This is a genomic window from Micromonospora sp. CNZ280 (genome assembly GCF_011759515.1).
The window spans coordinates 437,607-464,255 of sequence record NZ_JAAOYP010000005.1 but is presented as its reverse complement, the minus strand read 5'-3'; the positions used below and the strand labels follow the sequence as shown (position 1 = coordinate 464,255).

10 protein-coding genes and 1 pseudogene are annotated in these 26,649 nt (G+C 72.2%); 7 read left to right on the top strand and 4 right to left on the bottom strand.

What is annotated here, in order from left to right; all coding sequences use genetic code 11:
* The first annotated feature begins 179 nt into the window (after positions 1-179).
* Positions 180-314 carry a hypothetical protein gene (locus tag FHX32_RS35580; protein ID WP_486481450.1) on the top strand — a complete coding sequence of 45 codons (135 nt, stop codon included), beginning with the start codon at positions 180-182 and terminating at the stop codon, positions 312-314.
* A gap of 14 nt (positions 315-328) precedes the next feature.
* A complete protein-coding gene (locus tag FHX32_RS32715; protein WP_167191781.1) occupies positions 329-1,318 on the top strand; it encodes an endonuclease/exonuclease/phosphatase family protein in 990 nt (329 codons plus the stop codon).
* 36 nt (positions 1,319-1,354) lie between these two features.
* Here the strand turns inward: FHX32_RS32715 and FHX32_RS32710 are convergent, their stop codons facing one another.
* Complete coding sequence (locus FHX32_RS32710) at positions 1,355-1,867, bottom strand: DUF3995 domain-containing protein (RefSeq protein WP_167191779.1); 513 nt, start codon at positions 1,865-1,867, stop codon at positions 1,355-1,357.
* Complete coding sequence (locus FHX32_RS32705) at positions 1,854-2,309, bottom strand: hypothetical protein (RefSeq protein ID WP_167191777.1); 456 nt, start codon at positions 2,307-2,309, stop codon at positions 1,854-1,856. Before FHX32_RS32705 ends, FHX32_RS32710 begins: the two co-directional genes overlap by 14 nt.
* A 470-nt stretch (positions 2,310-2,779) precedes the next feature.
* Here FHX32_RS32705 and FHX32_RS32700 point away from each other — a divergent pair, with 470 nt between their 5' ends.
* The 3 genes and pseudogenes from FHX32_RS32700 to FHX32_RS32690 form a co-directional block, all read left to right on the top strand.
* Positions 2,780-4,009 carry an IS110 family RNA-guided transposase gene (locus FHX32_RS32700; protein ID WP_167191776.1) on the top strand — a complete coding sequence of 410 codons (1,230 nt, stop codon included), beginning with the start codon at positions 2,780-2,782 and terminating at the stop codon, positions 4,007-4,009.
* The gene (locus FHX32_RS32695) at positions 4,006-5,157 is read left to right on the top strand and encodes an NAD(P)/FAD-dependent oxidoreductase (RefSeq protein ID WP_486481449.1); all 1,152 of its coding nucleotides are present in this window, start codon (positions 4,006-4,008) and stop codon (positions 5,155-5,157) included. Before FHX32_RS32700 ends, FHX32_RS32695 begins: the two co-directional genes overlap by 4 nt.
* A gap of 203 nt (positions 5,158-5,360) precedes the next feature.
* Positions 5,361-6,215 (top strand): annotated as a pseudogene (locus FHX32_RS32690) (RNA polymerase sigma-70 factor); the annotation flags it as partial.
* A gap of 164 nt (positions 6,216-6,379) precedes the next feature.
* Here the strand turns inward: FHX32_RS32690 and FHX32_RS35575 are convergent.
* Both FHX32_RS35575 and FHX32_RS32680 read right to left on the bottom strand, forming a co-directional pair.
* Positions 6,380-7,390 carry a DUF3800 domain-containing protein gene (locus tag FHX32_RS35575; protein WP_167191772.1) on the bottom strand — a complete coding sequence of 337 codons (1,011 nt, stop codon included), beginning with the start codon at positions 7,388-7,390 and terminating at the stop codon, positions 6,380-6,382.
* 241 nt (positions 7,391-7,631) lie between these two features.
* Positions 7,632-9,155: a non-reducing end alpha-L-arabinofuranosidase family hydrolase gene (locus tag FHX32_RS32680; RefSeq protein WP_167192240.1), complete on the bottom strand. Its 1,524-nt coding sequence runs from the start codon at positions 9,153-9,155 to the stop codon at positions 7,632-7,634.
* A gap of 474 nt (positions 9,156-9,629) precedes the next feature.
* On the opposite strand from FHX32_RS32680, the gene FHX32_RS32675 reads away from it, so the two are divergent.
* Both FHX32_RS32675 and FHX32_RS32670 read left to right on the top strand, forming a co-directional pair.
* A complete protein-coding gene (locus FHX32_RS32675; protein ID WP_167191770.1) occupies positions 9,630-18,893 on the top strand; it encodes a Tc toxin subunit A-related protein in 9,264 nt (3,087 codons plus the stop codon).
* 10 nt (positions 18,894-18,903) lie between these two features.
* Positions 18,904-26,598: a SpvB/TcaC N-terminal domain-containing protein gene (locus FHX32_RS32670; RefSeq protein ID WP_167191768.1), complete on the top strand. Its 7,695-nt coding sequence runs from the start codon at positions 18,904-18,906 to the stop codon at positions 26,596-26,598.
* Positions 26,599-26,649: the final 51 nt, after the last annotated feature.

The following is a 26,649-nucleotide window of genomic DNA, read 5'->3' as shown; positions in this document are numbered from 1 at the left end:
GCCCGGTCGGCGGACCCACGCGGAGTGGGCCATGGCCAGCTTCCCGATATTTCCCACTGATTAAGTGGAGAATAGGAGTCGGAGTGGGTCGGGACAAGCCCTCGTCCCAGGTACTGGTAGCCGGGCCGGTCACGGCGGGTGGGCTTTCCGCCGTCCCCCGATGCCCCTAACCTCGATCCGTGACCGTCCACGGGTTGTCCCGTACCGGCGCGGCGCCGTACCCGGACACCGTGCTGGGGCCGAAGGACCGCCGGACGACGCGGGTCATGTCGCGCGACGACTTCGTGCGCACGGCCCGGAAGAGCTGCGACTGAGCCCGCAACCGGGGATGTCGACACGTCGCGCCGCCCCGTCGCCGCCGGTCGACCGGCGGCGACGTGTTCTGGCCCTGGTCGTCCCGGGTGTGCTGCTGCTGGTGGCGGCGCTCGCCGGGGACACGTACGTCCGCCCCGGCGACCCGGCCGCGCCGACCGCGCCCGGGGTACGGACTTTCTGCCCCGGGTCCGGCCCCTGCGCCGAACTCGGCGGCCTGACCGGTGGCCCCGTTGGACACCGGCCCGGACGGGACGAGCCGCCGGGCACGCCGTTCGCCGCGCTGCAACTCAACCTCTGCAACAGCGGTTTCGCGTCGTGCTACGGCCAGGTCAACAACGGCCGGGCGGTGGCCGAGGCGTACGCGGCGATCACCGCGCTGCGACCGCAGGTGGTGACCCTCAACGAGGTCTGCCGGGACGACGTGGTGACCGGCCTCCACCCGGCGATGGTCCGGGCGTTCCCGGGTGATCCGGTGTTCTGGGCGTTCCAGCCAGCGGCCGACCGGGTCGTACGCTCGCGGCCCTACCGGTGCCGCACCGGCGAGCCGTACGGCATCGGGATCCTCGGCCGGCTCGACCGCGCGGCCCGGGGTGGCGTTTCCGTGTTCAACGGGCTCTACCCGCAGCAGGCCGACGGCCCGGACGAGTTGCGGGTCTGGCTCTGCGTGGCGGCGGCCGACCGCTACCACGCCTGCACCACCCACCTGACGTTCGTCTCCGCGTCGGTCGCGATCCGGCAGTGCCAGCACCTGCTGCGGGTCGAGATACCCGCGATGCGGGCGGCCGCCGGGTCGTCCGCCCCGGTGCTCGTCGCCGGCGACCTGAACCTGGCCACCGGCGGCTCGCCGGACGTCCGGGACTGCGTACCCGCGGGCTACCACCACGTCGGCAACGGCAACGTGCAGCACGTCATCGCCACCAGCGACCTCCGCTTCGGGGACGCCCGCTCGTATCCGCTGCGCCACACCGACCACAACGGCTGGTTCGTCAGTGCCGAACTCTGACCGCGCGAACCGCGGTCGCTGGGTGTGCAGCCCGGATCAGCCCGGGGTGGAGCGCGCGACCAGCCCCCATCCGGTCGCCGTCCAGCAGCTTCCCCACAGCAGGAAGAACGGTGACCACAGCAGCAGGTCCCAGCGCGCCAGGTCGCGGGCCAGGGCGGCGTGCTCGACCGGCGGCGGGCGGACCCCGGCCAGCAGCAACCCGTCGCCGACGAAGCCGAACCCCAACACCCCGACCGCCCGGGCGATCATGAAGATCCCGAGCACCCACGCGACCGCCAGCAGCAGCCGACGCGGGACGGCCGCACCCCACGGGCGTACGGCGGCCAGCGCGACGACGACGCCGACCACGGCGGCACCGGCCAGCACCCAGTGGCTCGCCACGAACAGCGGATCACGGGCCAACAGCCGCTCGCGTAGCTCCGGGGGCAGCGGATCCTTGTTGGCCAGCGCGTTGGCCCCCAACGCCTGCGCGAGCTTCATCGATCCGTACGCCGCCGCGCACACCGCCGCTCCGTACGCCCCGAGGATCGCCCGGTCAGCCCGCGACACGTCGCCTCGTCGCCGTCTCGTAGGAGCGGATGGTCGCCAGCAACAGCCCGATCACGACGAGCCCCAGCACCCCGTGGTGCCACTGCCAGCCGACGCCGAGGCCGACGAACCCGTCCAGGATCATGATCCCCGCGCCGCCGCCGACGGCGAGCAGCATCCCGGCCAACGCCAGCAACATCACGGCTCGCGGCACCCGGCGGCCCAGCGGCGTGACCGTGGCGAGGGCGAGGCACGCGCCCAGCACACCGGTCGCGGCGGCGGACCACTGTGCCACCGCCGGGTCCAGGAAGTAGCTCTCGGCCTCGGCAGCCGAGACGGGCGGGCCGCCCGGGAACCCGAGCCGGGACTGCACCGCGAAGACGGCCTTGCCCAGGGCGTAACCGAGAAACAGCACCGCCATCGCGTACGCCGGCCAGCGACGAGGGTGAGCGAGATCGACCATGATCGCGACGGTAGCCACCCGGGCGCCGGGCCCGACTCCCGACGAAAGGGGAGCTCTCTCCCCCGTGGGAGGGAGTAACCGCGGAGTGATCTGCTTCACCCAATGTCACGCCCGTCGACTACGCGGTGTCTCGAGGCCGAATCCCGGAAGACGGAGGAGACACGATGACAGGCAGCACCGAGGTGGTCGTGGTCGGCGGCGGATACGCCGGCGTCCTGGCCGCCAATCGCCTAATGGGAGCTGTCGGGTGAGCCGTTGGCAGACTCGACACCGGTAGCCGCGGGTGGGTGAGCACTCCCCTCGCCTGGACTTGGAAGTCCTGGGGTCAGAGCGTGCCCCCGCTCGTGGTCGGGAGAGGAACGGCTGATGGGGTGTCGTGCCCGCCGCTGCGCGTGAGCACTGGTCCATTAGGCCGCCGGGCTCTTCCGTGGGCTGCCGAGAGTGGTCGGTGTGGTGAAGCGGAGGCGGGTGTGCTGTTCGTCGGGGACGACTGGGCAGAAGATCATCACGATGTAGAGGTGCAGGACGAGCGCGGCCGGACGTTGCGGGCCGTGCGGCTGCCCGAGGGTGTGGACGGCGTGGCTCGTTTCCATGACCTGGTGGCCGGGTTCTTGCCGGAGGATGCCTCGCCGGCGCAGGTGCTGGTGTGTATCGAGACCGACCGTGGCCCGTGGGTGCGGGCGCTGGTCGCGGCCGGCTATCAGGTCTACGGGGTCAACCCGAAGCAGGCCGCCCGGCATCGGGAGCTGATGTCGATCTCGGGCGCCAAGAGCGACAAGGCCGACGCGCGCACCCTGGCGGACATGGTGCGGACCCGCCGGCACCAGCTGCGGCAGGTCGCCGCGGACTCCGACATCGCCGAGGCGGTCAAGGTCGTCGCCCGGGCCCACCAGACGCTGATCTGGGAACGCACCCGGCACACGCTGCGGCTGCGGGCCGCGCTGCGGGAGTACTTCCCCGCCGCGCTGCAGGCATACGAGGTCCTGACGCTCACCGGTTCGGACACCCTGGAACTGCTGGCCAAGGCCCCGACACCGGCTGCGGCGGCCAAGCTGACCGTGGCGCAGATCAGCGCCGCACTCAAACGGGCCCGCCGACGCGACATCCCCACCAAGGCGGCAGCGATCCGGCAGGCACTGCGCACCGCGCACCTGGGCCAGTCCGAGATCGTCACCGGCGCATACGCGGCGACCGTCCGGGCCACAGTGGCAATCCTGCAGACCCTCAACACCGAGATCCGCACCATGGAAGGCCAGGTCGAGGCCCATTTTGGCCAGCACCCGGACGCTGAGGTCTACCTCAGCCAGCCCGGCATCGGCGCCATCCTCGGCGCCCGGGTGCTCGCAGAATTCGGTGACGCTCCCGGCCGCTACACCGACGCCAGATCCCGCAAGAACTACGCCGGCACCGCACCCATCACCCGCCAATCCGGCAAAACCAAAACCGTCCACGCCCGGTTCGTGCACAACGACCGACTCGTCGACGCCCTGCACATGCAGGCCGGCGCCGCGATCCTGCACGACACCGCCGTCCGTGCCTACTACAACGAACTCCGCGCCCGCGACGTCAGCCACCCCGCCGCCCTACGCCAGATCGGCAACCGCCTCGTCGGCATCCTCCACGGCTGCCTCAAGACCAACACCCATTACGACCAAGCCACCGCTTGGTCACACCGAACCGCCCTACCCACCGCTGCTTGACACCTCAGCTCCTGGGGTGTCTGACCCGGCGCGACGACGTGACGGTGACGCTGATCAACCCGCGCCCGACCTTCGTCGAGCGGATCCGCCTGCACCAACTGGTGGGCGGGTCCCACGACGCGGTTACCGACTACCAGACGGTTCTGGCCGGACGCGTTCGGCTGGTGGTCGACACGGCGACCCGGATCGACGTGGCCGGGCGCGGCGTGACGCTGGCGAGCGGCGGCACGATCGGCTACGACTACCTGATCTACGCGGTGGGCAGCGGCAGCGCCGACCTGCGCGTGCCCGGAGCGGCCGAGTTCGCCTACCCGATCGCCAGCCTGGAGGACGCGCAGCGGCTGCGGGCGATCCTCGACGCCGCGCCCGCGACGGCCGCGGTGACGGTCGTCGGCGCCGGTCCGACCGGCATCGAGGCCGCCGCCGAGCTGGCGGAGGCGGGCCGCACCGTGACCCTGGTCTGCGGCGAGCTGCTCGGCCCGTACCTGCATCCGCGCGGCCGGCGCTCGGTCACCAGGCGGCTGGCCAGACTCGGGGTGACCGTGCTCGAAGGCCCCGACGCGACGGTGACGGCGGTGACGCGCGACGCCGTACGGCTCAGTGGTGGCCGCGACCTGCCCAGCCGGGTGACGATCTGGACCGCCGGGTTCGGCGTGCCGGACCTCGCCGCGCGCAGCGGGCTGAGCACCGACGCCGCGGGCCGGCTGCTCGCCGACGAGACGTTGACCAGCGTGGACGACCCGCGCATCGTCGCGGCCGGCGATGCGGCCGCACCGTCGGACCTGCCGTTCCGGATGAGCTGCCAGGCCGCCACGAGGATCGGCGCACATGCCGCCGACACGGTGCTCAGCCGGATCGCGGGTGACCGGCCAGCGCCGATCAACCTGGGATTCTTCGGCCAGTGCATCAGCCTGGGGCGGCGTGCCGGCATCTTCCAGTTCGCCGCCAGGGACGACACCGCCAACAGGTTCCACCTCGGCGGCCGCCCCGGCGCGAAGCTCAAGGAGTTCGTCTGCCGGCACACGGTCATGCATCTGGCGAACGAGGCACGCAAGCCCGGCTCGCTCACCTGGGTCAAGGACGACAAGCGCCGGGAGCTGCTGCGGGCCAGGCGCGGCGCACCGCCGGCCGCCGCCGATCGGGCCTAGCCCGACACCTCCGGCCGGTCCCGGCCGAGCGGGACGGATCCGAACGCAGGTCGTGCGGCGACGCCCCTCGCCGCGGGCGCCGCCGCACGCAGGCGTTCATTCATTCAGCGGCCGTGGGTGACGAATCGTCGTCGACACGGCCGGCTGAGGTCCCACTCCGGACCGGGGCGGATCGAACGCCCACCAAGGAGAGAGGTCGAGACATGAGCCACGGCACTGACCCGGCGACGGAAGCGTTCGTCGCCCACCGCAACCTGCTCTTCACCGTCGCGTACGAGCTGCTCGGGTCGGCGGCCGACGCCGAGGACGTCCTCCAGGAGACTTGGCTGCGGTGGGTCGAGGTCGACCCGGGGCGGGTGCGCGACCAGCGCGCCTACCTGGTCCGGATCACCACCCGGCAGTCGCTCAACCGGCTGCGCACGATAAGTCGCCGCAAGGAGGCGTACGTCGGCCCGTGGCTGCCGGAACCGATGCTCACCACGCCCGACGTGGCCGACGACGTCGAACTCGCCGAGAGCGTGTCGATGGCGATGATGCTCGTCCTCGAAACGCTGTCGCCGACCGAGCGGGCCGTCTTCGTGCTGCGCGAGGCCTTCGGCATCAGCTACGACGAGATCGCCGCCGCCATCGACCGGAGCCCCGCAGCCGTCCGCCAGATCGCACACCGAACCCGCCGGCACGTCACTGCCGGCCGCCCACGCGGGGTGGCCTCCCCGATCGAGACCCGGGCGGCGCTGGAGGCGTTCCAGCGCGCGATCGAGACCGGGGACCTGCAGGGCCTGCTCGACGTGCTCGCCCCGGACGTCGTCCTGGTCAGCGACGGCGGCGGCGTCAAGCAGGCGGCGCTGCGGGCGATCACCGGCGCCGAGAAGGTGGCCCGCATGTTCCTTCGTGGCCTGGGCCGGGTCGACGGCACGCTCAGCGGTGCACCGACCGTGGTCAACGGCGGCCCGGCACTGCTCGTACGCCTGGACGGCGAGATCGACGGCGTCCTGGCGCTCCGGGTCGAGGCCCGGCGGATCACCGGGCTCTACTACGTCCGTAACCCGGAAAAGCTGACCCACCTCGCATCCGCGACCCGCTCGCCCGGCGCTGAGCACCGTGGCGGACAGCCCTGGCAGTCGGAGCTGCCCGACTGCTCCACCGGCACCACTTTCGGCCGGCGCCTCCGCCGGGCGTCGCACCAGGGGCGGTACCCGACGGCGATGCGCCCGATCGGCCGTCAGGTCGGTAGGGTGTCGCCGATCGGATCGCGCAGTGAGGTCGGCGAGAGCAACGGCTGGAGGAGACGGTCGTCGACGGCCCCCGGCAACCTCCGGGCCACCCCGGCGAGCAGGTCGGCGACCTGAACCCGCGGATCGTCCCGGGAGTCGACCATCACCAGCCCGACCAGCGGCGATCCCAGGGCGGAGGACGATCCGGCGCGGTCGGCCAGTACCCGCTGGAGGCGGCGCAACCGGTCGGCCGTCAGGGCGCTCTGCTCGTCGTGGATCACCAGCACCCGCTGCCGCCCGTCGCTCCAGAACAGGACGGTCTCGGCCAGCGCCGGCAGCATCGGCTCCAGCGGCGGCGGGATCGATCGGTCGTCGTCGCTCAACCTGGCCAGGATGGTGCGCACCCGGGTCCGGCTGAGTTTGTGGAGGACGGCGTCGGCCTGCGCGCCCAGCCCGTGTCGTACCAGCGCGTCCCGTGCCTGGAAGAACCGTTCCACGGTCGGCTGATCCGGCCGGTGTCGCTGTTTGATCCGCAGCATCTCGACGAAGGCCGCGAGGAAGACACGCCAACCGGAACCGGCCGAGCGTCCGGCTCGGTACAGGGCGAGGGCGGCCGGACGGTGTTCCTGGGTCAGGCGGGTGCCGGCCGCGTACGACGGCTCGGTCAGCAGCAGGTCGACGATGCGGGTGACGAGGAAGTACTGCTTGTCGACCAGGTGGACGTGCGCCCGGCCGCGCAGCGCCGCCAGGAACCACTCCAGCGCCGCACCCGCTTCGGGCCGACGGAGAAACTGCCGGGACTTGAACTCGCTCGGCGAGAACCGGAAGCCGGACCGCAGTGTCCCGAGCAGCTCAGCCGCCTCCTCGCCGCGCAGGTCGACACTCGCGTGTGTGATGACGGGAGTGGCGGGATCGAGCAGATTGGTACCGGAGAACCCCGATTCGTCGCAGGCGATCTCCACGACCGCGCCGGCGACCGCGTCCACCGGCGGCAGCCCGCCCTGAAGTGGCAACCTCATGCCCGGTCCCCTGCCATGCCGACCATGGTCGCCGACCCGGCGCGATCGGACCACCCAGTTGACTCCCGGCTCGGGTCGCTGGACATCTCGCTGCCCGATGCGGGGCGGGCTCGGCCACGCGCCGAGCCCGCCGCTCCAACTCCACCCGATCGTGCTCGCGGGCCCGAGCCATGCTCGTTGGATTCGGCGGAGCGCCGTTACCCGCGAACCCCAGGATCACCTGAGCCAGGTCTACGTCACGTCACTGCCGTTGCAGTGTCAGCAGACCCGGTCGGTAGGGCAGGAGGCCGTAGTCGCCGCCGGAGTTGGGGGAACGTCCCTGGTAGAGCAGCCGCAGATTGCAGGGGTCGACGGTCATGGTCTGGTCGGCGTTGGTGCGGATCAACTCGCCGTGGCTGATGTCGTTGGTCCAGGTGGCGCCGCTGTTGGCTTTGCCGGCGAAGGGGTTGCTCTCGGTCGTGGCCTGGGGTGTCCACGATCCGCCCAGGCTGGTGGCGGTGAACGAGCGGAAGTAGCGACCCTGCGAGCCGATCGCCTCGACGAGCATGAGGTATCGGTTCTGGCCCTGGAGCTTGTAGACCTGAACCGCTTCGAACAGGTTGTTCGTCGAGTCGCTCATGATCACCGTCGAGGTCGAGCCGAAGCTGCCCGGGAAGTTGCCGATGGGCATGCTGGCCCGGTAGATCCGGCCGTTGTCCCCGGCGAAGAACAGGTACATGTTCGTGTCATCACCGATCAGCGCCTGGTCGATGGGTCCGGTCGGGGAGTTGGAGATGCTGCCGGAGAAGAGCGTCTGCGGCGCCGACCAGCTGTTCACGTTGGTCGGGTCGGTCGACGTCCGGTAGGAGAACGCCGGTCCACCCCACTGGTAGGTCAGCACCCAGACGTTCCGCGGAGCGAAGTAGAACAATGTCGGTGCAACAGCCGCGAACGGCATCGCGTTCTGGCTGGCCGAGGCCATGTCGGACCAGTTTGTGAAGAGGCCGAAGTTCATCGAACCCCACGTCGTTCCCGTGTCGTGCGTCGTCGCGTAGACGAGGTGCCTGCCGTTGTAGGGGGCGTGGGTGAAGTCCTTGAGCGAGACCCACCCGGACCTCGGGTTCGCCAGCACGCCGGTCGAGCTCCAGCGGTACGTCGATGGAAGAGCGCACGTGCCGGGCGGCGGCGTCGTGGGGTCACCCCCGCCGTCGACGCGGACGAGTTGCCACTGCTGGTTGGCGCCGTTCCAGTCGTCGTACTGCACGATGTTCCCGCCGTCGGCGGTCGAGGCACCCTGCACTTCCATCACCTTGTTGCTGTGCCGGCTGATCAACCGGACGTAGCCTCCGTCGGAGTCAGCCAACCGGAACTGCTGGTTGGTCCCGTTGTGATCGGTCCACTGCACGATGCTGGCACCGTTGGCGGTCGACCAGTTGTAGACGTCCAGCACCTTGCCGGACAGCCGCGACCGCAACCGGTAGTAGCCGCCGCCTGAGTCCACGAACTGCCACTGCTGCTGGTTGCCGTTGTTTCGTGCCCACTGCACGATCCGAGCACCATCGTTCGTGGCCAGGTTGTACACGTCCAAGGCCTTGCCACTGTTGCGGTTGATCAACACGTACCACGCGCTCGTGTCGACCGTCGCCGCGGCGGCGGGTGTCGACACCACCGCCGCGGTGGCAACACCGACCACTACCGCCGTCACACCAGCGGCTACGACCCGGGGCAACCACCCACGCCGCCGCGACGGCGGCGCGAGGGATGAAGACCTACCAACGGCAAACATGATCCTCCTCCGGTGACGAAATCTGAACGGTTTCAGGGATGGGCGCACGTGCGACGCATGGCGAGCCACACCCCGGCGGGTGTTAGCGCTAACGTCGCATCTGCGCGCCCTTGGTGTGCGCCCGATCTCCGAATCGACAACGCAGGCTTGCCCGGTAAGCCAGAGACATCGCCGTCCGTCAATCATCGACTGTGAGCGATAACACGCGCTTAGTCAAGATGTCATCTTCCGGTTCGCCAGCCGGGCACCGAACCCCTCCGGCACAGCCGCTCCTGCCGCGCAGTATGGGCCTTGTTGGCGTTTGCCGTTGCCGATCGGTCACGCGTCGAGGCGGATCATGGACAGTCCGCTGCCGCCGAGTGCCGCCCGTCCAGAGAATGCCGGTAACTCTCGGTCGGACCGGCATCAAGGCAGCATCGCCCGTCGAGGCAGCCAGCGCCGCCGTCGCCGGCTGCCGGACGATCGGAGGCCTCCATGACCGGCCCGCTTGACCCGCCCCGGCGCCGCCCGAGCGACGACCTCCGGAGGCTGCACACCGCGCTGTTACGGGCGCCGGCCGAACTCGCCACCGACGAGCTGGTGGACGCCCGGTTCGGGCCTACCACCCGCCGCGCGGTGGCCGAGTTCCAGCGGGCGCACGATCTGCCGGTGACAGGCACGGTGGACGGGGCGACCCGGGACGCGGTGGAGACGGTGCTGGCCGAGGCACCGTCCCGCTTCACGGTGGCGGGCCGGGTCCGTTGGGCCGACGGGCGGCCCGCGGGCGGCCTCGTGGTCGCCGCGTTCGACCGGGACCTGCGGCACGCCGAACAGCTCGGTGCGGCGACCACCGGCGACGACGGGCTGTACCGGGTGGACTATCCACGGGACCGGTTCACCCGGTCGGAGAAGCGATCCGCCGACCTGTTCGTCCGGGTGTCCGCCGGTGATCGGGTGCTCTCCGATCCGCCGGTGAGCGCGGTGCTGTTCAACGCCCCCGAGCTGGCCGTGCTCAACGTGGACCTGTCCGGCGGTGGGGAGCGGGAACGCAGCGAGTACGAGCGGATCCTCGCGACGGTGGTCCCGCTGCTCGGCGAGCTGCCGCTGCACGAGCTGCGGCAGGACGACGAGGTCGAGGACGTCACGTTCCTGGCCGGCGAGACCGGGCTGCCGGCGGTGGCGCTGGCGCACTTCGGCGTGGCGCACAAGCTGGCGGCCGGCTACAAGCTCCCGGCCGTGTTCGGGTACGCGTTGTTCGCGGAGCGGACGCTGCTGTCGGCGAGCCCGACCGGCGCGGCGCTCGCCCGGTTCGACATCGACCTGAACACCGAGCCGCGGCCGCTGTACTACGACATCGCCCTGCTCGACGAGCGCACTGTCCGGGCCGCCGTGACGGCCGCGGTGCGCCACCGGTACGTCCCCGAGGACCTGCTCGGTGAGCTGGACCGGATCCTGGCGATGCTGTCCCGGGTACGGCCGGAGGCCGAGGCGTACGTCGAGCGGGAACGGCCGGAGGTGCTGTATGGGCGGATGGAGCGGTTCCTCGCCGACGGCGCCCACGAGCGGGTCCGGGACATCCTCGCCGCCGACGCGTCGGGTGACCTGCCGGGGCTGATCGCCCGGTTGACCGAGGCGGCGGCGTTCCCCGACCGGCACACCGGGGACGCGGCCGGCGCCGCGAGCGTGCTGGCCGACGTGCTGGGCTACGACGAGGCGATCGTCGACCGGGTCCGCGCGCACCAGGGAATCGAGCGGCCAGCCGACGTACGCCGGCTGGCCCGGCTGGCGCCGGCGGATTGGCGCCGGGTGCTGCGGGACAGCACGGCGGAGGTCCGGGTGGCCGGCCAGCCGGTCCGGCCGGAGCTGATCGACGTGCACGCCGGCGCGCTGGCCCGGAAGCTGGAGCGGCGCTATCCCACCACGGCATTCACCGCACAGCTGGAACGCGAGGTCGAGCGGGATCGGGCGAGGACCGGCGGCACGGACACGTTGCTGGAGCTGCTCACCGCCAATCCGGACTTCGACCTGGCCACCGGGAACGTGGAGCGGCTGCTGCGGGACCAGCCCGAACACCTGCGGGCCGCACGCCCGGCCCTCAAGGCGACGCAGCGGATCTTCAAGCTGGCGCCGACCTACCGGCAGACGACCGCGCTGCTGGCCGCCGGCGTGCCGTCCGCCGCCCGGATCCACGCCCTCGGCGAGACGCGGTTCGTGGCCACGGCCACGGGCACCGGCCGGTTCACCGACGAGCAGGCCCGGTCGGTGTACCGGAAGGCCGTGAACGTGCACCTGGCGAGCGGACTGCTGGCCGGGGAACTCCAGACCGCGGCCCGGTCGCTGCCGGTGCGGGCGCTGGGCGGCGGGGCGGGGCCGGACCTCGCCCCGGTGAGCGCGGACTTCCCCAACCTGGCGAGCCTGTTCCGGCTCGCCGACTCCTGCTACTGCGAGCCGTGCCGCAGCGTGCACAGCGCGGCGGCATACCTCGTGGACGTCCTGGCGTTCCTGGGTGACCGCCTGGTCACCGACGTCGACGCGCCGGGGCCGGCCACCAAGGTCGCCCGGGACGTGCTGTACGCGCGCCGGCCGGACCTGGGCGACCTGGACCTGAGCTGCGAGAACACCGACATCCCGCTGCCCTATCTGGACGTGGTGTGCGAGCTGCTGGAGGAGGCGGTGGCGCCGGATCCGGGGGTGGCGTTCGCCGGCGCGGTCAGCGCCGGTGCCGCCGCCGTGGAGGCGCCGTCGGCCGCGCTGCTGGCCGTATTGCAGGGCCAGGGCTGGGCGTTCACCAGCCGGGCCCTGGTGTACGAGCCGGATCTGGCCGGCGCCCGGGTGGTCCGGGACACCGGCGTGGTGGCCAAGCTGACCCCGGACGGCACCGGTGGGTGGCGGATACGCCGGCTGCGCCAGACCACCGGCACCGCGGTGGAGCTGGCCGCCGCGCCGCAGTACGTGAACGCGGCCGCGTACGCCGCGCTGGCCGACAGCCGGTACGCGTTCACCCTGCCGTTCGACCTGGCGCACGAGGAAACCCGCAGCTACTTCGCCCAGTTCGAGATCCCGCGGGCGGACCTCATGCGGGCCCTGCGGCTGCCGGCCGGGCCCGCCGAGGCGGCCATCGCCGCGGAGGAGCTGGGGCTCAGCGAGACGCAGCGGCAGTTGGTGGTGACGCCCGACCCGACCGACCAGGACGACATCTGGAACACGGCGCCGCTCGGCCCGCTGGGCGGCATCGCCCGGGTGGACAACTTCCTGGGCCGGGCCGGGCTGGACTACCGGGAGCTGACCGAGCTGCTCGCGCTGGCCTGGGTGAATCCCGGGAACGCGATGTTCGTCAAGCACCTGGACACCGGGTGCGACCTGGGCAAGAAACGGATCCAGAAGCTCACCGACGCGGGCCTGGACCGGATCCACCGGTTCCTGCGGCTGCTGCGGGCCCCGGGCTGCACCGCCTGGACTCCGCCGCTGTTGGACCGAGCGATCCGGGCCGGCGCGCTGGGCGACGGCGCGCTGGACGACGACCTCCTGGTCGCGGTGACCGGGCTGCACCGGCTCGCGGCGCGGCTCGCGCTGCCGCTGGCCGAGGTGGTCAACCTGTTCGCGCCGCTGGACGAGGCGCGGTACGCCGAGGTGTTCACCAACACCGCGAACGGCCCGGTGGACGAGGCGTTCGAGCCCGCGAACGTGGTCGCCAACGAGCAGGCCGAGCAGAACACGCCAGGTTCCGGCGAGCCGCTGTCAGCGCACGAGGCGTACCTGGCCACCTGCCTCGGCGCCACGGCGGGGGACACCGCGCTGCTGGTGGCCGACCTGCCGCCCCCGGCGATCGTCAGCTTCGCGGGGCTCCACGCGGTGTACGCCGGGACGTCGCTGGCCCGCGCGCTCGGGCTCACCACCGCCGAGTTCCTGATCATGAAGGAGCTGACCGGGCTGGACCCGCTCGACTCGCCGGCCGACGCGCTGGACTTCGTCGAGCGGTTCGACGCCGCCCGGGCGGGCTCCGGGATCCGCCCGGCGGACCTGCGCTACCTGCTCCGGCACTCCGCCGACGACCTGGCCGCCCGGGACCTGCCGGAGGCGACGCTGACCGGCGTGCTCAGCGATCTCCAGGCCGGCTATCAGAGCGCGTTCGCGGCCACCCGGCCGGCCGTCGACCCGGCCGCGCCGCCCGAGGAGAACCTGCCCGGGATGCGGGCACTGCTGGCCACCGTGCCCGGGGTCACCGAGGCGGACCTGGGCGGGTTGGCGTCCATCGTGGACGGCAGCTGGGCCGGCACCACCGCCGCCGCCGGCCAGTTCGTCGACGACAAGCTCGGCGGCCTCGTGGACACCACGCCGATCAAGGCCGCCATCGTGGCCAACCCCACCGAGGCCCAGCAGACCACTCTGCTGCTGGCGATCACCAGGGCGCTGTCCACGTACGCGTACACCCGTACCAAGACCGACCTGGCGGTCGCGACGGTGGCCGCCACCTACGGGTTCTCGCCGGAGGCCGCCGCGGCCGTGCTGTCCGGGGCGGAGCTGACCCGGCCGCTGCTGGCGGTGCTCACCGACGACGCGCTGGTGGACCTGGTGAACGATCCGCCGGCACCGCCGGCGGTGACCCCGGCCGCGTTCGACGAGCAGTACCGGGCGCTACGCCTGCTGCACGTGCTGGCTCGGCTCGTCGAGCACCTGAAGCTGCCCGACGCGGACCTCGGCTGGCTGCTGGCCAACGCGGGGCCGCTCGGCTGGCTGGCCCCGGACCGGCTGCCCTACCAGACCGGCGAGCCGCCGGCCACGCTGGCCGGCTGGATCCGGCTGGCCGGCGGCGTCGAGCTGGCCCGGACGTACCCGCCGGTGGCGAACCCGCTGGACGCCGCCGCGCCGTGGACGGTGTACGGCCTGTTCGACCTGGTCCTGGCGGCCGGCAGCACCGCCACGCAGGTGCACGCCCACCTGGCCCAGCTCGGCGGCTGGGACACCGCCGTGCTGGCCGAGCTGGACGGCCACCTCGGACTGTCCGCCGCGGACCTCACCGCGTACCGGCTGCCGGCCACCATCCAGACCCTGGCCGGCACGCTCACCCTGCTGCGCCGGCTGGGCCTGCCGGTGGCGTCGGCCGTGCCGCTGGCGCAGCCGGTCACCACCGCCGCCGAGGCGGCCACCATGCGCCAGGCGCTCAAGGCGCGGTACGCCGAGTCCGAGTGGTTCGGGGTGCTCCAGGGGGTGCAGGACCGGCTGCGGGTGGTCAAGCGGGACGCGCTGGTCGCGTACTTGCTGGCCGAGAACCCGGCGCTGCGGGACAGCAACGACCTGTACGACCACTTCCTCATCGACGTCGAGATGGGCGCCTGCATGTCCACGTCGCGGATCGTGCAGGCGCACGCCACCGTGCAGTTGTTCGTGCAGCGTTGCCTGCTCGGGCTGGAGCCGGACAGCGTCGCGGCCACCACCGAGGACCCGGGCTGGGAGCAGTGGGACTGGATGGCGAACTACCGGGTGTGGGAGGCCAACCGGAAGATCTTCCTGTATCCGGAGAACTGGATCCTGCCCGAGCTGCGCGACGACAAGTCGGAGCTGTTCGTCGAGCTGGACGACCAGTTGCAGCAGGACGAGCTGACCGACCTGGCGGTGGAGAACGCCACCATCGCGTACCTGGAGAAGCTGGACGACCTGGCGCACCTGGACGTGATGGCCTGCTACTACCAGCACGACACGCACACCATGCACGTCTTCGCCCGCACCCGGGGTGGCGACCCGGCGGTGTACTACCACCGGCAGTTCGAGCGGGAGCGGTATTGGACACCGTGGCGCCGGGTGCCGCTGGACATCGAGGGGAACCACCTGCTGGCGTTCGACCGCAACACGCGGCTCACGCTGGCCTGGCCGGTGTTCACCGAGGAGGTGGACACCGCGCAGACCTCCACGGTGCCCGACCCGGACAGCATCCCGCCGGCCGGCACCGACACGGAGAAGCCGCGCCGGCGCTGGCGGATCCAGCTCGCCATCGGCGAGCGGGCGCAGGACCGGTGGCAGCCCAAGAAGATCTCCAAGGACGCGCTCTACTACCCGGCCAGCGGCTACCAGGAGGAGTTGCCCACCGCCGACGAGTTCAACTGCTTCGCGTACGCGGCCGGCGGCGCCGGCCAGGCGATCAGCATCGTCACCGACGGCCAGTTCGTCGGGTCGTTCGCGCTGACCGGCTGCCGCGGCTATCCGGAGCCGATGGACGGCGGCGGGGGCGGCGGCATGCTGCTGTCGCCGGTGTTCCGGGAGACCGAGCTGCGGGCCGAGCGGTTCACCGAGCTGATTCCCCGGGAGCTGAACGACCTGGCGATCAGCACAGCGTTGCTGGGCGCGTACCAGACGCTGGTGGCGCAGACGCCCGGCCGGTTCCGGGTGACGTACCCGATGCAGATGTCGCTGCTCGACTGGATCATCCTGCTGCTCAGGATCTGGTTGCGCGGGTTCGGTTCGAGCGCCTACGACCGCCAGCCGGTGCTGCCGCTGGGCACCCTGATGCCCTATTTCTACGGCGACTACGACCGCGGGTACGTCATCATTCCCGGGTTCTACGACCGGCAGGCCGAGGATCCGGACGACCGGATCGAGAAGACGTACAGCGACGTGGACCAGTTCGTCCGCGACGTGCTCGCACTGCTCACCGAGTACCTGCGGCGGTACGCCGAGGACCCGGCGCACGACCTGAACGCCGCCGTGGCGGCGATGACGCAGGACCCGGAGTACCACCGGCTGACCGCGGAGTTCGACGTCTACCGGAAGCTGTCGTACGGGGTGCGGTTCGCCAACTTCTACCACCCGCTGCTGTGTTTCCTGCGGGCCACGGTGTACCGGTCCGGCGTGCCGGCGCTGATGAGCCGGGCCACCCAGCTCACCAACACCGGGTTCGACTTCGCCGCCACCTACCAGCCGGAGCCGGTGGTGGTGCCGCCGTATCCGGTGGAAGACCTGGACTTCGCCGCCGACGGCGCGTACGCGGGCTACAACTGGGAGCTGTTCTACCACCTGCCGTTCGACATCGCGCTGCGGCTCAACCGGGACCAGCGGTTCGCCGAGGCGCGGAACTGGTTCCACTACATCTTCAACCCGGTGGGTACGGCCGACGGCGCGCCGGCGCCGCAGAAGTACTGGGTGACGAAGCCGTTCTTCTCCACCGGCGTGCCCGAGCTGCTCAGCCAGCGGATCGGGGACATCCTCACGGCGATCGCGGCCGATCCGTCGGGGGCCAGCATCACGGACCTGAAGTTCGCGGTGGAGCAGTGGCGGGAGAAGCCGTTCAACCCGCACGTGGTGGCCCGCAGCCGGCCGGTGGCCTACCAGCTCGCCGTGGTCATCAACTACATCAGGAACCTGGTCGACTGGGGCGACCAGTTGTTCCGGCAGTTCACCCGGGAGTCGGTCACCCAGGCCACCCAGCTCTACATCCTGGCCGACAAGCTGCTCGGGCCGAAGCCGAGCGTGGTGCCGCCGCTGGTCACCCCGGCTCCGGCCACCGTCAACCAGCTCCAGGCGAGGGTAGACCTGTTCGGCAACGCGCTGCTGGACCTGGAGAACCTGATCCCCGACCTGGACCTGCTGCCGCACGGCGGGGCCGAGCTGCCCAGCCCGCTCAGCTACTCGGCGCTGTACTTCTGCGTCCCGCCCAACGAGGAGATGCTGCGGCTGTGGGACCTGATCGCCGACCGGCTGTTCAAGATCCGCAACTGCCAGAACATCGACGGGGTGGAGAGCGTGCTCGCCCTCTTCGCGCCGCCGATCGACCCGGGGGCGCTGGTGCGGGCCGCCGCGGCCGGCGTGTCCGTCTCGTCGTTCCTGGCCGGGCTCGGCGCGCCGCTGCCCAACTACCGGTTCCGGGTGCTGGCGCAGAAGGCCACCGAGCTGGTGGGGTACGTCGGTGAGCTGGGCGACGGGCTGCTGGCCGCGCTGGAGAAGCGGGACGCCGAGGCGCTCGCCCGGCTGCGCGCCGGCCAGGAGATCTCCCTGCTGGACGCGGTACGCGAGGTCAAGCTCGCCACGATCGCGGAGGCCGAGGGCAACGTCGCGGCGTTGGAGCTGAGCCGCAAGGTGGTCGAGGAGCGGCAGCGCTACTACTCCAGCCGGCCGTACATGAACGCCTGGGAGATCACCGCGACGGCGCTGTCCGGCCTGTCGCTGCTCGGCGAGGCGGCGATCGCGGTCGGCTACATCCTCTCCGGCGGGCTGAAGCTCATCCCGAACTTCACCGCCGGTGGCGCCGGGTTCGGCGGCTCCCCCACGGTCACCCTCACCCTCGGTGGGGACAAGGCCGGCGCCGCCGTGGACTCGGCGGTGATGACCCTGGAGGCGATCGCCCGGGCCCTGGACAAGGCCGGCGGGATGGCCGCGACGCAGGGCGGCTACCGGCGTCGGATGGACGACTGGGAACACCAGGCGGCGCTGGCCGGCCTCGAACTGACCCAGATCGACCAGCAGATCGCCACCGGGCGGCTGCACGTGTCGATGCTCCAGCAGGAACTGGCCGCGCACGACCAGGAGGCGGACAACGCCCGGGCGACCGAGGAGTACCTGCGCGCCAAGTACACCAACACCGAGCTGTACGAGTGGATGGTGGGCCGGGCCAGCTCCGTCTACTTCGGGGCGTACCAGCTCGCCTTCGACGTGGCGAAGAAGGCCGAGCGGTGCTTCGCGCACGAACTGGGCACCGAGGCGGCGTTCCTGCAACCGGGCTACTGGGACAGCCTGCGCAAGGGGCTCGCCGCGGCGGACGCGCTGCGCCACGACCTGAAGCGGATGGAGGCGGCCTACCTCGACCGGCACGCCCGGGAACGGGAGCTGACCCGGCACGTCTCGCTGGCCCAGCTCGACCCGGCGGCGCTGATCGAGCTGCGGGCCACCGGAACCTGCGTGGTCAACGTGCCCGAGGCGCTGTTCGACCTGGACCATCCGGGGCACTACTTCCGGCGGCTCCGCGCGGTCAGCCTGTCCATCCCGTGCGTGGCCGGCCCGTACACCCCGGTCACCGCGAAGCTCTCGCTGGTGAGCAACCGGTACCGGACCAGCACCGCGGCCCGGCAGGGGGCCACCAGCGCCAAGGACAAGTACGCCGAGGTGCCCGGCGACGACCGGTTCGCGTACAACGTCGGCGGGATCGAGTCGATCGCGACCAGCACCGGGCTCGGCGACAGCGGCATGTTCGAGCTGAACTTCGCCGACGACCGGTACCTGCCGTTCGAGGGCAAGGGGGCGATCGGCACCTGGCGGCTGGAGCTGCCCACCGCGATCCGGCAGTTCGACTACGACACCATCAGCGACGTCATCCTGCACCTGCGGTACACCGCCCGCGACGGCGGCTCGACCCTGCGCGGCCTGGTCGAGGACTCGCTGCGCGAACTGCTCAACGAGATGCTCGTGGACGCCGCCCGCACCGGGCTGTTCCAGGCGTACAGCCTGCGCCACCAGTTCCCCGACGAGTGGTGGCAGCTCGTCCAGCAACAGAGCACCGAACTCACCATCGCACCGGAGCACCTGCCGTACCTGGCCCGCGACCACCAGCCGGTGGTGGACCAGGTGACCTGGTACGCCCGGGTGGACGCCGACCCCGCCACGTACGCGCTCACGGTGGCCGGCACACCGGTGACCCTCGAACGGGACGGTGACCTGCACCAGTGCGTGGGCGAGTCGGACCCGCTGGTGCTCGGCACCCCGGTCACCCTGGCGGCCGACCCGGACGGGCTGACCGACCTGATCGTCCTGCTGCACTACCGGCTCGACGGCTGAGGGGGTTGGCGTGGCCACCAGCTACCCGGTCGGCGGCGGCTCCTGGGGACCGGGATCCGGCCCGCGCTGGCGCGGTGCCGCCGATCCGGCCGGCACACCCGGCGGCGCGGCGGGCGGCCCACTCGGCGGCGCGGCGGGCGCGGTCATCGGCGGGGCGCCCGGCTGGTCGGGCGCGATCCCGCCCGACCAGCCGGGCGCCGCAGCGCGGACCGCCGACCGGGCGGCGGCCGGTCCCGGCCTCGCCGGGCCGGCGATCAGCCTGCCCACCGGCGGCGGCGCGATCCGTTCCATCGGCGAGACCTTCACCGCCCACCCGGTCACCGGCACCGGCGGCATGTCGGTCTCCGTTCCGACCAGCGGCGGGCGGTCCGGGTTCCACCCGGACCTGACACTCGGCTACGACTCGGGCGCCGGCAACGGCCCGTTCGGTCTCGGCTGGCAGCTACCCGTACCGGCCATCACCCGGCGCACCGACCGGGGCCTGCCACGGTACGACGACACCGACACCTTCCTGCTGGCCGGGGAGGACGACCTGGTGCCGGTGCCGGGCGGCACCCCGGTCGCCGGGCACACGGTCCAGCGGTTCCGGCCGCGTACCGAGGGGGCGTTCGCCCGCGTCGAACGGTGGACCCGGGACTCCGACGGGGACGTGCACTGGCGCACCCTGTCCGGGTCGAACCTGCTGGCCGTCTACGGCCGGGACGGCAACTCCCGGATCGCCCGGGACGGGCGGGTGCACACCTGGTTGCTGTGCGAGACCCGGGACGACCGGGGCAACGCCATCGTCTACACGTACAAGGCCGAGGACGCCGCCGGCGTGGACCTCGACCGGCCGCACGAACGGCACCGCACCGAACGGAACGCCAACCGCTATCTCAAGTCGGTGCGCTACGGCAACACGGTGCCGCTGCTGGACGCCGCCGGCCGGCGGCCGGTCGACCTGACCCCGGACCAGCTCGCCGGCGCCGGCTGGGTGTTCGAGGTGGTGTTCGACTACGGCGAGCACGATGTGGACGACCCCCGGCCCGGCGACACCGGCACCTGGGCCTGCCGCCCCGACCCGTTCTCCAGCTACCGGTCCGGGTTCGAGGTCCGCACCTACCGGCTGTGCCGCCGGATCCTCATGTTCCACCACTTTCCGGACGAGCCGGCGGTCGGGGCGGACTGCCTGGTCCGCGCGGTGGAGCTGGAGTACGCCGCCGGTCCGGTGCTGTCCACCCTGGTCGAGGTGACCCAGCGGGGCTACGCACCGGCGCCCGGCGGCGGGCACACCAGCGCGGCGCTGCCGCCGGTGACCTTCGCGTACACCCCGGCGACCATCGCGCCGACCGCGCGCGAGCTGGACTCCGACAGCCTGGCCAACCTGCCAACCGGGGTCGACGGGCGCGGCGACCTGTGGGTCGACCTGGACGGCGAGGGGCTCGCCGGGGTGCTGACCGGGCACGCCGGGGCCCTGTACTACCGGCCGAACCTGGGCGAGGGCCGGCTCGGCCCGGTACGCGCCCTGCCCACCGCGCCGTCGCTGACCGACCTAGCCGGCGGACGCCAGCAACTGGTCGACCTGACCGGCGACGGGCGGATCGAGCTGGTGCAGCTCGGCGCCGAGCCGGCGGGTTTCGTCCGGCGCACCGACGGCGGCGGGTGGTCCGGCTTCCAGCCATTCAGCGAGCTTCCCGCCGTCGACTGGACCAGCCCCGACCTGCTGCTGCTGGACCTCACCGGGGACGGCCGGGCCGACCTGCTGCTTGCCGGGGACACCGTGCTGACCTGGCACGAGTCGCTGGCGGAGGCCGGGTACGGCGCAGCGCGCCCCGCGTTGTGGCCGGCCGACGAGGACCGCGGGCCGCGGCTGCTGCGCTCCGACGACCGGCAGAGCGTCTTCCTCGCCGACATGTCCGGCGACGGGCTCACCGATCTCGTCCGGGTCCGCGACGGCGAGGTCTGCTACTGGCCCAACCTGGGCTACGGCCGGTTCGGCGCCAAGGTGGAGATGGACGACGCGCCGTGGTTCGCCGGGCCCGCCGCGTTCGACCCGACCCGGGTGCTGCTGGCCGACGTGGACGGCACCGGCGTCATGGACCTGTGCTACCTGGGGCCGCGGGAGATCCGGCTCTGGTACAACCGGTCCGGCAACGGCTGGTCGGAGCCGGTGGCGCTGCCCGACCTGCCGCACCTGGCACCCGACTCGACGGTGACCGTCACCGACCTGCTGGGCACCGGCACCGCCTGCCTGGTCTGGTCCTCGCCGCTACCCGGCGACGCCGCCGGCCCGATGCGGTACCTGGACCTGGCCGCCGACGGCAAGCCGCACCTGCTCACCCGGGTGGTGAACAACCTGGGCGGCGAGACCACCATCCGGTACGCGGCGTCGACCGCGTTCTACCTGGCCGACCGGCGGGCGGGCCGGCCCTGGGCCACCCGGCTGCCGTTCCCGGTGCAGGTCGTCGAGCGGGTGGAGCAGGTCGACCGGATCGCCGGCACCCAGCTGGTGACCAGCTACCGCTACCACCACGGGCACTACGACGGCGTGGAGCGGGAATTCACCGGCTTCGGCATGGTCGAGCAGGTCGACGGCGAGTCGTTCGTGGACTACGTGCTGGGCGTCGAGGCGATCGACGGTGACCAGGACACCGAGCCCGAGCTGTTCCAGCCGCCGGTCACCACGAAGACGTGGTACCACACGGGCGCCCCGGTCGACCTGTCCGCCGAGTGGTACGCCGGCCGGCACCTGCCCGAGCCGGAGCTGCCGGCCGGGGTGCCCGCGGCGGAGCTGCGGGAGAGCCGGCGGGCGCTGCGCGGCCTGCCGCTGCGCCAGGAGGTGTACTCCTACGACGGCAGCCCCGCGCAGGACCACCCGTACGGGGTGGTCGAGCAGACCTACCGGGTGGACCGGCTGGACCCTCGGGTGTTCCTGGCCGTCGAGCGGGAGGCGGTCACCCTCTCCTACGAACGGAACCCGGCCGATCCCCGGATCAGCCACCGGCTCAACCTGGTCCTCGGCCCGTACGGCACGGTGCTGGAGGCCGCCGCGGTGGTCTACGGCCGGACCACCACCGACCCCGACCTGCCCGCCGAGGTGACCGAGGAACAGCGGCGCGGCCATATCACGTACGGCGAGCAGCGGTACACCACCGACATCGACGACACGCTGCCGGTGCCGGCGTACCGGATCCGCACCGCGTTCGAGGCGCTGGGGCACGAGCTGACCGGGCTGGCGCCGGCCGGCGTGCTCTTCACCCGCGCCGAACTGCTCGCCGGGTTCGCCACGGCCACCCCGATCGGGTACGAGGTGGTGGCCGACGGGGTCACCACGCAGAAACGGCTGCTGTCCCGCTCGCAGGTCCGGTTCCTGGACGACACGCTGGCGCCGCTGCCGGCCGGGCAGTGGGACACCCTCGGGCTCGCGCACCAGACGTACCAGCTCGCCTTCACTCCGGCCGCGCTGGCCGCCGGCTACGGCACGGCGGTGACCGGCGCGGACCTGGCCGCCACCGGCTACGTCCAGCTCGACGGCGCCCCGGACTGGTGGATCCCCTCGGGCGAGCTGCGCTATCCGACCGACCCGGCCGCGCACTTCTACCTGTCCACCGGCGCCCGGGACGCGCTGGGCCTGGCCACCTCGGTCGCCGTCGACCGGTACCACCTGCTCACCGAGCGGGTGGCGATCGACCAGGCGGCCTGGTCGGTGACCACCGCTGTCAACGACTACCGGGTGCTCGGCCCGAGCCTGGTCACCGACCCCAACGGCCAGCGCCGCGCGGTGCGTTACGACGAACTGGGCCGGGTGGTGGCGTCGGCGCTGCTCGGCCGGCCCGGCGCCGGGGACGGCGACACGCTCGACGACCCGACCCTGACCTTCACCTACGACCCGTTCAACTGGATGGTCAACGGCAAGCCCGCGTACAGCCGGGGGCGGCACCGGGAGCGGCACGGGCCGGCCAACCCGCGCTGGCTGGAGAGCTACGAGTACAGCACCGGCACCGGCGGGCTGGCCATGACCAAGTCCCGGGTGCATCCGGGGCCGGCGCTCGAGGTGGGCGACGACGGCGCGGCGGTCGAGGTGGACGCCGATCCGCGGTGGCTCGGCACCGGCCGCACGGTGGTCAACAACAAGGGCAACCCGGTGAAGCGGTACCAGCCCTACTTCAGCACCACGCACGAGTACGAGGACGCGGCGGCGCTGCGGGAGATCGGCGCCACGGCGGTGCGCTACTACGACCCGCTGGGCCGGGCCGTGCTCACCCGGTTCCCGAACGGGACGTTGAGCCGGGTCGAGTCCAGCGCCTGGGCGCACCGGCTGTACGACGCCAACGACACGGTGCTGGACAGCCAGTGGTACGCCGAGCGGGGTAGCCCCTCGGTGACCGACCCGGAACCGGGCGACCCGGACACCCGGGCCGCGTGGCTGGCCGCCGCGCACGCGAACACGCCCGCCGTGATCCACTTCGACAGCCTGGGCCGGGGCGTCTACTCGGTGGCCGACCGGGGCGGCGGCCAGCGGTTCGGCGTGCGCGCCAGCGGGGACCTCACCGGCCGGTTCTCCGCCGGGTACGACGCGCTGGGCCGGCACATCGCCGAGGCGTTCACCGCGATGCACGGCGCCGGGGTGCGATCGTGGAGTGCGGAGAAGGGCGAGCGGTGGGTGTTCCAGGACGCGCTCGGCGGGGTACGGCGGATCTGGGACGAGCACGGGCGCGCCTTCCGCACCGCGTACGACACGCTGCACCGGCCCGTGGGGCTGTACGTCAGCGAATCCGGCGGCCCGGAACGCTGCCTCCAGTACGTGGTGCACGGCGACCGGCACCCGGACGCCGCGACGCTGGGCCTGCACGGCGTGCCGTACCTGGTGTTCGACCAGGCGGGCCAGGTCCGGGTGCCGGAGGTGGACTTCAAGGGCAACCCGCGGCGGGCCGAGCGGCGGCTGGCCACCGACGTGGACGGTCCGGACTGGTCGGCGGTGGCCGTCGCGCCCGACCACGCCGCACTGCTGGCGGCGGCGGCGCCGCTGCTGGAGAGCGAGGTCTTCGCCACGTCGGGCGAGTACGACGCGCTCAACCGGCCGACCCTGGTCACCCTGCCCGACGCCACCGAGCTGCGGCCCACCTATCTGGAGGGTGGAATGCTGGGCCGGCTCACCGCCAGGCTGCGCGGCCAGGGTGCGGAGGTGGAGTTCCTGGCCGAGCAGGACTACGACGCGCTGGGCCGGCGGCGGTTCGCCCGGCACGGCAACGGGCTGGTCACCGAGTACTTCTACGATCCGCGGACGTTCCGGCTGGAGCGGCTGGTCACGGCCGGAGTGCGGGAGCTGCGCTACACGTACGACCCGGTGGGCAACCTGACCCGGGTGGCCGAGCCGGGGGCGCCGGCCTTCTTCGGCAACGCGGCGGTGCCGGCGGCCAGCGACTACGCCTACGACCCGCTCTACCAGCTCGCCCGGGCGACCGGGCGGGAATTAGCCGGCGCGCCCAACGACACGATCCGCGACCACACCGACGTGCCGCCGGCCGCGAGCCTGACCGACGTCGGCGCGGTGCGCGCCTACACGGAGGAGTACGACTACGACCCGCTCGGCAACATTACCGTGCTGCGGCACCGGTTCCGGACGCAGGCCGGGGTGGGCGCGGGCTGGACCCGGCACTACCGGTACGCGTACCAGGACGACCCGGCGGACGTCACGAACCGGTTGGCCGCGACCAGCGTCCCCGGTGATCCCGACGCGGGTCCCTACTCGGCGACATACGCGCACGACCCGGTCGGCAACCTGATCGCCGTGCCGCACCTGGCGGCGCTCGACTGGAACGCGCAGGACCAGCTCCGCCGGGTCGACCTGGGCGGCGGGGGCGAGGCCCGGATGGTGTACGCAGCCGGCGGGCAGAGGCTGCGCAAGGTGGTGGACCGCCCGGGCAGCGTCCAGCTCGAATGGATTTTCCTGGGGGCGGTGACCGTGTTCCGCCGGCGCAACCGGGTCACCGGCGTGCTCCAACTCGAACGCTGGACCACCACGATCTCCGACGGCACCGGACCGGTGGCCCAGGTGGACGTCAAGACCGTAGACACCGGCGGGTTCGACCCGGCCAATCCCGTGGAGGTCCCGCTGATCCGCTACCAGCTCGCCAACCACCTCGGTTCGGCGGTGCTGGAGACCGACGCGGCCGGCGCGGTCATCTCGTACGAGGAGTACCACCCGTACGGGACGACGGCCTACCGGTACGGCCGGCCGGGCACCGACCTGAGCCTCAAGCGGTACCGGTTCGGCGGGCACGAGGTGGACGAGGAGACCGGCTTCTACTACGCCGGCGCTCGGTACTACGTACCGTGGCTGGGCCGGTGGGCGAGCAGCGACCCGGGCGGTTTCGTCGACGGCGGCAACCTGTTCCGGTACTGCCGCAACAACCCGGTGGGGATGGCCGACCCGGCCGGCTTCAAGCCGATGAATGTCCAGGGACCGGAGACGCACACCATCTCCATCCAGGAATCGCACTTCACCGGCGCCGAGAACCCCACGGTGGAGGACTTCCGCCAGTATCTGAGCAGCCACGGCGCGACGCTCGATCCACGGATCACCAACAAGAACTCGGTCATCTACTACCAGCCCAACGTCACCCTCAATCTCGAGGAGGGCAACTGGTCCGAGCATCCCGGCGGCACCTGGGTGCTGCACGCCGTCCTGCCGCCGCCGGCGCCGCCGAAACCGAAACCGGCGCCACCCCCGCCACCGCCCGCGCCACCGCCGCCGGAACCGCCACCCGCCGAACCGGCACCGGCGCCGGAACCGCCACCGGCGGCTGCCACGCCGCCCGCCGCCCCGCCCGAGCAGTCGTCCCCGGCGCCGGGCACGGCCGGCGTCGCCGCCGCGCAGACCGCGCCGGCAGCCGAGAAGTTCATCTGGAACTACAAGTTCAAGGGCCAGCCGGGCACCTTCCGCGGCAACATCCTGGAGTGGCTGTACGGGGTGCCGTGGCGGGACAACGGCGCGGACCTCGACGTCGAGACCCCCACCTCGGTCAAGCAGATCAAGTCGACCAACCAGTACGACAAGGCGGGCAACATAACCCGGTCGGCGACCCGGGACGCGGACGCCGGGATCAGGGCGAACAAGAGCGGCACGATGACCGGCAAGCGCCCCCAGGCGGTCATCATCACCGAGACCGATGTGCCGGCCAAGGCGGCGAACGAGATCCGTACCGCCACCAACCCGGGGCCCAACCGCAAGATCCCGGCGAACGCGCTGCCCCCGGAGCACGTACGGGGGCTGCCCGGCCGGACCGGCCTAGCGGGCAACGGTCTGTCGATCGCCGGCTTCGGGCTCTCCGTCTACGCGCTGTGGGGCGACTACCAACGCGGCGACTGGGAGATGGGCATCGGTGACGCGCTCGGCGCGGTCGGCGGCGGCCTGGAGGTGTACGGGATCTTCGTCGGCGGAACGATCGCCGGGGTGAGCGCGGTGACCGCCGGCCTGGTGATCGGCGGCCTGGGACTCGCCGCCGTCTCCTACGTGAGCATGAACCGGGCCGCCGAGGCCGGCGACACGGGCGGCGTGGTGGCCGGCGCGGTCGGCATCGGCGCCGGCCTGGCCATCGCCGCGGGCGCCATCGGTATCCTGGCCGGCAGTGTGGTGGTCGCCCCGGTGGTGCTCGCAGTCGGCATCGTGGCCGCCATCGGCGTGGGCGTCTTCCACGCCGGCCGGTACTTCAACTGGTGGTGAGCGCCTTCCGACCGTGACCGTCCGTGTTATGGCAATCTCATCCACGAGCGG

Coding starts and splice junctions, on each gene's coding strand:
- FHX32_RS32705 (WP_167191777.1), bottom strand. CDS start 2,309: ATGGTCGATCTCGCTCACCCTCGTCGCTGGCCGGCGTACGCGATGGCG.
- FHX32_RS35575 (WP_167191772.1), bottom strand. CDS start 7,390: ATGAGGTTGCCACTTCAGGGCGGGCTGCCGCCGGTGGACGCGGTCGCC.
- FHX32_RS32680 (WP_167192240.1), bottom strand. CDS start 9,155: ATGTTTGCCGTTGGTAGGTCTTCATCCCTCGCGCCGCCGTCGCGGCGG.
- FHX32_RS32675 (WP_167191770.1), top strand. CDS start 9,630: ATGACCGGCCCGCTTGACCCGCCCCGGCGCCGCCCGAGCGACGACCTC.
- FHX32_RS32715 (WP_167191781.1), top strand. CDS start 329: ATGTCGACACGTCGCGCCGCCCCGTCGCCGCCGGTCGACCGGCGGCGA.